Here is a 6,363-nt window from a genome sequence, read left to right on the forward strand (position 1 = left end):
GTTTAAGTATATTGGTAAAATAAATTCTGTTTGTATTAAGTGACCTGCACCAGATATTTTATATCATCCTGATTTGATTTTTTGCCCTCTTTCCATAGTTCGACAATGACTTCCCAACGACCAGGCATAGAAAAATTAACAGTGCCTTCATAGTAACCATTACCTGTACTTTCAGCAGCAAAATTTTCCGAAGACCCCGTTTCCGTAGTAGGCCTATTGATCTTTAGTTTAACGACATAATGATCTAATACCGGAAAATGATGACCATCCATTTTATTCATTAAAAATCGGATCGGATGCTTTCCCTGCTTTACGCTATCAGGCAATAGGCAGGAAATAAATACGCGACTATCGTCTCTAGTTCCTGAGCTCATTGTTCGCATGGTTGCTGCTGAAGTAACCGGAATCTTGATGGCAAGTGTATCTTTTAGGCGATTGTGACTACGTATCGTATGTAATTGCCAGCCCTTTCCCATCTGCGGGATATCTGCCATAATAAAAACCATTGGGCCTCGATACCAGCCTTCGCCGAGCGCGACGGGATGCTCAAAGGGGCCTCCATGCTTCATACGTCCCATACTCATTTCTGGATAGAAATCAAGGGATTTGTCATTGATCGGAATTCCCGAGGTATCTCTTAAACGCAGATAAATGGTATGATATTTATTGTTGAGTTTGGCATCCGCATATACGGTATAATTGGTAACATCCCAAACAGTATCCGCTATAAAGACCAGATCGGACTCCTCAGGCAGGATAAAATCCGTAGCATTCTTACCGTTCTTTTTTGAATGGTCGGCAGTACAGGATGAAGTTGAAAAAGTAACTGAAAACGCGAGTAGCAGTAAGATTACGCCCCCGACAGTCCCGACACGGGAATATAAATTCATATGTATTGATTTAAATCTTTTGAAAATAGACAGTACCTGCCATCAGTCAACATGCCGACAGCCCGTACGAAAAGCAAAATGACTTAAACCAAAGGTGGATGAAAAATAGTAAAGATTGGTCTATAGCTATAGTTTGCCTGATATGCTGGAAGTAAGGTCTCCGCAGCCGCTTCTTCAAAAAAAGCGATATCAAGGTTAAAACATTGCTGATTATTGATAAATACAACGTCGATTATACGAGATTCCAGGTTCTTTTGTTCCTTCTCCTCATGTTCACGCATTTTCTTCATCAAAATACATTGTCCTCTACAGGAAAGTGCCTTTTCGTTGAATCGATTGATACACTCATTCTTAGCGATATAATCTCTGTTAAATTCAAAAACAGTCCATAGCCAAACCGACGAGAAGCTCTGCAGGAGCATCAGCGGCAGTAAAATCCATATCAATTGTTTCGCTTTCATGTATCGCTAGTGAAGCAAATATACTAATTATTGACATATCAGCAACGAACTGCCTCTTTTCAAAACGCCCAAATGTTTTCTAAAACATCAAGAAGTTTTAGTACATTTAGCTAAAAATCACGCGCTTTGAGCAAATGAAGTTTAATCCTCTTTTAGTCATTAAATTATTACTTGGGCTGTTTATCTGCATCGGAATAGCTCTGACCATATTGATGATGGTTCATGAAAGCAAAGTTGTGGGAGGATATGTCGTTTCTGGACTTTTCATACTATTCCCCGGTATTATCCTGTACGGTATGACCGTTGGATTTCGAGTATCCGAAAAAACCATAACACGACAGATTGCCCAACAGGAAAGTGTAACATCCGATCATAAAGGCCTATACTATCAAATCCCCTTGCTAAAAACAACCCAATTTATCTCCTGGGAAATTATCGAGACCATTATCTACAGCAACTACCACAGCGACGACCAGGCGCAGTTCAACTTTTATCTGACACAACCGGCATTGCAAATCGCCTCAGAAAAGCCAGGATGGATAGCGAAAGTTCTCTTACCCTTGATAAAAACAAGTAAAAAGGTCGTTATTTACGAAAATTGCAGCAATTTTCGCGAAATCCAGAAAATGCTAGAGAAACATTTTTCCACCATCAACCCCGTTGACATAAACGAAGTCCATGGAAAAGGAACACTACTGAGCTCAAAGACCACCTTAAGGGAAAATACGATTCAGATCGAAGAATATTGGAAACCTAATCCAAATTTTGAACCTGAAAAAGTCATTTATGATCGATACAACCGGACGATTGATGAACTGAAACAATCAAAAAACAGCTAAAATTTGTTTTCCTCGGCAAACTCCCCCACGTCATCGTGTAATATTCAACAGGTATTGCTTATTATTTATTACTACGTTGGTGAATTGGCTGGGTGATATTTATGTTCGCAGCTGAGGCAAGGAGAATAAAAACCCAAAATAAGCTGATCGGAGATATGACACAAATTCCAGCAATTGTTGCTGATAAAATGGATAAATTTGTACCCGTTAAAATTATTACGATGATTAAAAGAATAACAGCATATTGGAATGACCGTAGTAGCTCCTGGCGCAAGGAAAGGGATGAAGCTTGGTCCCGGCCGGAGACCGAACACTGGCTAGCGTTTTTCAAGTCCGTCCGTAGCCAGACTACGGGCAATAAAGTACTTGAGGTTGGTACTGCTACGGGATATTTCGCCAACATTATGACCCTTGCGGGTTTTGAGGTTACCGCCGTTGACCTCTCCCCGCAGATGATTGAATATGCAAAACTTGTCAGCCAAGAACTAGAACTTCGCGTAGACTATCGGGTCATGGATGCGCAAGTACTACAATTTGAAGCCAACACCTTTGACTTCGTCTTCACCAGGTTGATGACGTGGACCATCCCCGATCTTGAAAAATGCTACCGCGAGATGGAACGTGTACTCAAGCCGGGCGGAAAACTGATCAACCTGGATGCCGATTTTGGGAAAACGGTCTTTAGTACCGAAAGGCACGATGAATGCCCATCGGGCGCTATCGATCAGATCAATGCCATCAAATCGGCATTGGACATCAGTGCACATCCACGTCCTGCTAAAGACGTCGAACTATTGGAAGCAGTTGGATTTGGTTCTATTGAAGTCGATATGGATGCACAAAATCGTATTCTTGAACTCCCTTTCGAGACTGAAGGACTTTTTATGCTAGAGGCTATCAAAAAGTAAAATTTGTTCAACACCCTTGATGTGTGTTTCGTTTGGAAAAGTCGCAAAATAATTGGTTTTCGGATCTTTCATACCAACCGATCTTTCATGAAAAACTAAGTTTGTCATTTAAATTTTCATCAAAAAAAGCCCGATCTATATCGGGCTTTTACAATAGATAGATTGTTATTAAGAGACAGCCTGATAAGCCTTCCGCGGAAACGAGATCCGAACAGAAACACCTGTACCATGCTGATTCTCGAACTGCATTTTTCCATCAATCCTTTTGATCAAATCCTTACAGAGGGAGATCCCCAACCCTGCACCATTTTTGCTCTCAGATTTTTTACGATCCCAGCTATTGACAAAATTTAGATTATGGAGGACTTCCGACGTAAGTTCTTCCCCTTCGTTGCTGACGATGAGTTCCCACCGATCGCTCGGATCATCTATCAGTTGCAACACAATGCTACCGCCGACTCGTCCATATTTAATGGCGTTGCTAATCACATTTCTTAGCACAAAAGCGAGAATTCCTTTATGTGTATCCGCGCAAAAATCCGGATTCACCGAATTTATGATCTGTATATTGAAACGTTGGATTTCTAGCGTATAGATCCCCAATACCGCATCAATTTGATCGCGAATATTACAGTTCTCGGTATTTTCAAGTTTATCCCGGAGTTGTGACTCTGTCCATAGTAAGACCTCTTCCAACATCGTACGCGATCTGACCACCTGTCCTTTTAGATTTAAAAAGATGAGTTTAAGCTCCTCCTTATCAACTAGAGAAATATCATCAATCGCCAACAAAATTTCGACCGATGCAAATGGTGCTCTGAGATCATGTGAGGCAATCGATAAAACTTTAGTCTTGAAACTCTCGGCAATTTTTAATTCCTCATTATAATGGTGAATACGAATTGCCTGTTCACTGAGGATACTGTTTGCGGTCGTCAATTTGAGCTGCTCGACCTTTAACAACCGATTTTTTCGGATTAAAAAGTAGATCAGTACGCCTATCAGCGTTTTACTGATGACTATTCCAACAATAAGTAGAGTAATAATAGTTTGGCTTTGCACAATTTTTAGGTAATAAATTAACAATAATGACTAATGGAATACCAAAGCTAAACAATCACATGCTAATTAAAAAATTTACCTTAAAAAAAACTACACTTACCTCGATTCTTTCTTAACTCATTCAAAAAAAAGGCTAGATCAATATTGACCTAGCCTTTACAAAAAACTATCCTCTAATAGACGTATACCTTATATACCTTTGGTTTAATGAACAATAGCTCAGTAAAATAGTTTTAAGTATTTTATTTTTGTTTATTCGCCAAATAAACTTAGCTATTTTTAAATCCATTTCGGCGATGCTGCACTCTCAGCAAAGATTTCCTAAATTTCCAAAGCCTGCCTAAAGTTTATTGAATATGCTCAAAATTATTTGCAATTGGGTATGGCTGTCATCTCATCCAGTGACATATCCATCGCTTTCTTGGCCCACTTTTTTAGATTGTCCAAATCAGCTGTTTTTAACGCCTTATTTCCAAAGATTACCGCATTAAGTGCGTAATTTTTGGCATTCGCACAATTGCAATCTGGAATTATACTGTAAGCAGAAGCTTCTTTTGCTTTGCCTACAGCATCCTTAAGCAAAACTTTGGCATCATCCAGTGATCCAGCCTGATAGGCTTTTTTAAAGCTCATAATCCTTAAAGATGACAAAAAGTGCGGGGTCATTGCTCAACGAGTCGAGATCCAACTGATAATTTGTGAGCCTATCCTGATAACGGTCCATATCGCGTTTTAAACTCCTTACCTCTATGGAAAGTGCGTTCAAGATGTTGAAGGTCACTGTAAGGTTGCGCGATGATTGCGCAGAACCCTTGTTTTCAAAGACACCATCTTTTGCAATATCATGTAAGACGATCAGCTCCTTCAGCTCCTGGTCCACGTTCAACGAATCGAAACCTTTGCGCAGAAAGGAACGCGATTGGCTCGCCAATAACTTAATATCCTCCAATACCCGATTTTGGCGGATGGCTGCACGGTCCATTACCAAATCCCGGACACTCCTTTTAGCCGATTCTTTAAAAAATCGTTCCGTCTTGTCTACAAATCCCTGCTGAACAGAATCTTGGGGATTACCAAACAGCCCCCGTGAAAACAATATGATGAAGAAACATGCTAAAAATTTCCTGCGCATTGCCATTGAAGTTTATTTTTTTCCTTTAGGTATTTAAATTGTACTATGAACACCTAAATGTACATATATTGCTTTAATATTGTTTCATCATCCTTCATTTAACAGCAAGATATTTTATAGTTACCCTCCCCTCAATTCGATCTTTCACAAAACCAAAGCCGCTTCGGTCAAAACGCGATCAGTAGCCTAAAAACACGTCCGGGATCATTCAACCATGATTCCAAGGCCAATTGTGCATCCTCCGCCCGATAAATAGCCGTTATCAGTTCTTCGATCGGGCAGGTTTTCATTTTCAAGTAATTCATTACCGCAGCAAAATCCTTTGCCGTGGCATTGCGCGACCCGCTGATATCCAGTTCCTTTTTGACAAAAAACTGTGTATCAAAAGGAATCGCTTCCTTTGCATACCCGATATACAGCACTCTGCCTGTATATGCAGCGGCAGCAATGGCCGCCAGGTATGTTTCCTTTCGGCCAACGGCTTCTATAACAACATCAGCTCCCATGGACTGAGTCAACACATCCAACCTCGCAAGCAGATCTTCCGTAGCGCTATTAATCGTATACTTTGCACCTAGTTTTTTCGCTAGTTCGAGCTTTTCAGTACTCACATCGACAGCAATGACTGTAGCTCCCCGTAATGCTGACCGAATGATCGCCCCCACTCCGATCATACCACATCCAAATACCAATACAATATCGCTGTCTGTTACCGATGCTCGGTCAACGGCGTGGAAGCCCACACTCATAGGTTCCACAAGAGCCAATTCTTTGGATGAAAGCTGTCCCCCAGCGATGATCTTTTCAACAGGTAAGACAAGATATTCGGTCATGGCGCCATCGCGCTGTACACCCATAGTCTCGTTGTAACGGCAAGCGTTGGGCCTATTATTCTTACATGCGGTACAAACACCACAGTTGGAATACGGATTTACGGTAACTTTTGTACCAACCTTAAGATCAGTTGTCACATTAGTCCCCAATTCCACGACCGTTGCCCCAATTTCATGCCCTGGTATGACCGGCAAATTGACCAATGGATTCAACCCCCGAAAGGTATTCAGATCTGAA

Annotated in this window: 8 protein-coding genes; 2 read left to right on the forward strand and 6 right to left on the reverse strand. The window is 40.9% G+C overall.

Annotated elements, in window-relative coordinates; all coding sequences use genetic code 11:
- Positions 1-35: 35 nt before the first annotated feature.
- On the reverse strand, positions 36-890 hold the full coding sequence (locus tag B2X72_RS00595; protein WP_286848037.1) for a FixH family protein: 855 nt from the start codon (positions 888-890) through the stop codon (positions 36-38).
- A gap of 83 nt (positions 891-973) precedes the next feature.
- Positions 974-1,351 (reverse strand): hypothetical protein, encoded by a 378-nt coding sequence (locus tag B2X72_RS00600; protein ID WP_075993542.1) that lies wholly within the window; start codon positions 1,349-1,351, stop codon positions 974-976.
- A 134-nt stretch (positions 1,352-1,485) separates the two neighbouring features.
- Here B2X72_RS00600 and B2X72_RS00605 point away from each other — a divergent pair, with 134 nt between their 5' ends.
- Together B2X72_RS00605 and B2X72_RS00610 are read left to right on the forward strand one after the other, a co-directional pair.
- On the forward strand, positions 1,486-2,190 hold the full coding sequence (locus B2X72_RS00605) for a hypothetical protein (RefSeq protein ID WP_286801349.1): 705 nt from the start codon (positions 1,486-1,488) through the stop codon (positions 2,188-2,190).
- Between the two features lie 221 nt (positions 2,191-2,411).
- A complete protein-coding gene (locus B2X72_RS00610; protein WP_286848038.1) occupies positions 2,412-3,098 on the forward strand; it encodes a class I SAM-dependent methyltransferase in 687 nt (228 codons plus the stop codon).
- Between the two features lie 168 nt (positions 3,099-3,266).
- Here the strand turns inward: B2X72_RS00610 and B2X72_RS00615 are convergent, their stop codons facing one another.
- From B2X72_RS00615 to B2X72_RS00630, 4 genes are all read right to left on the reverse strand, one after another.
- Positions 3,267-4,160: a sensor histidine kinase gene (locus tag B2X72_RS00615; RefSeq protein WP_286734692.1), complete on the reverse strand. Its 894-nt coding sequence runs from the start codon at positions 4,158-4,160 to the stop codon at positions 3,267-3,269.
- 366 nt (positions 4,161-4,526) lie between these two features.
- Positions 4,527-4,793, reverse strand: coding sequence for a hypothetical protein (locus tag B2X72_RS00620; protein ID WP_244294452.1), 267 nt, complete (start codon positions 4,791-4,793; stop codon positions 4,527-4,529).
- Positions 4,783-5,292: a hypothetical protein gene (locus B2X72_RS00625; RefSeq protein WP_145327908.1), complete on the reverse strand. Its 510-nt coding sequence runs from the start codon at positions 5,290-5,292 to the stop codon at positions 4,783-4,785. The genes B2X72_RS00620 and B2X72_RS00625 overlap by 11 nt, the downstream gene beginning before the upstream one ends.
- 167 nt (positions 5,293-5,459) lie before the next feature.
- Positions 5,460-6,363 (reverse strand): zinc-binding dehydrogenase (locus tag B2X72_RS00630; RefSeq protein ID WP_286848039.1); only part of this gene is annotated, 904 nt, incomplete at its 5' end.

This window comes from Sphingobacterium sp. UBA7253 (assembly GCF_002472745.1).
Lineage (GTDB): Bacteria > Bacteroidota > Bacteroidia > Sphingobacteriales > Sphingobacteriaceae > Sphingobacterium > Sphingobacterium siyangense.

What these genes read in the sequence shown, in the direction of transcription:
- B2X72_RS00625 (WP_145327908.1), bottom strand. Translation starts at nt 5,292, where the DNA reads ATGCGCAGGAAATTTTTAGCATGTTTCTTCATCATATTGTTTTCACGG.
- B2X72_RS00600 (WP_075993542.1), bottom strand. Translation starts at nt 1,351, where the DNA reads ATGAAAGCGAAACAATTGATATGGATTTTACTGCCGCTGATGCTCCTG.
- B2X72_RS00620 (WP_244294452.1), bottom strand. Translation starts at nt 4,793, where the DNA reads ATGAGCTTTAAAAAAGCCTATCAGGCTGGATCACTGGATGATGCCAAA.
- B2X72_RS00610 (WP_286848038.1), top strand. Translation starts at nt 2,412, where the DNA reads ATGATTAAAAGAATAACAGCATATTGGAATGACCGTAGTAGCTCCTGG.
- B2X72_RS00595 (WP_286848037.1), bottom strand. Translation starts at nt 890, where the DNA reads ATGAATTTATATTCCCGTGTCGGGACTGTCGGGGGCGTAATCTTACTG.
- B2X72_RS00605 (WP_286801349.1), top strand. Translation starts at nt 1,486, where the DNA reads ATGAAGTTTAATCCTCTTTTAGTCATTAAATTATTACTTGGGCTGTTT.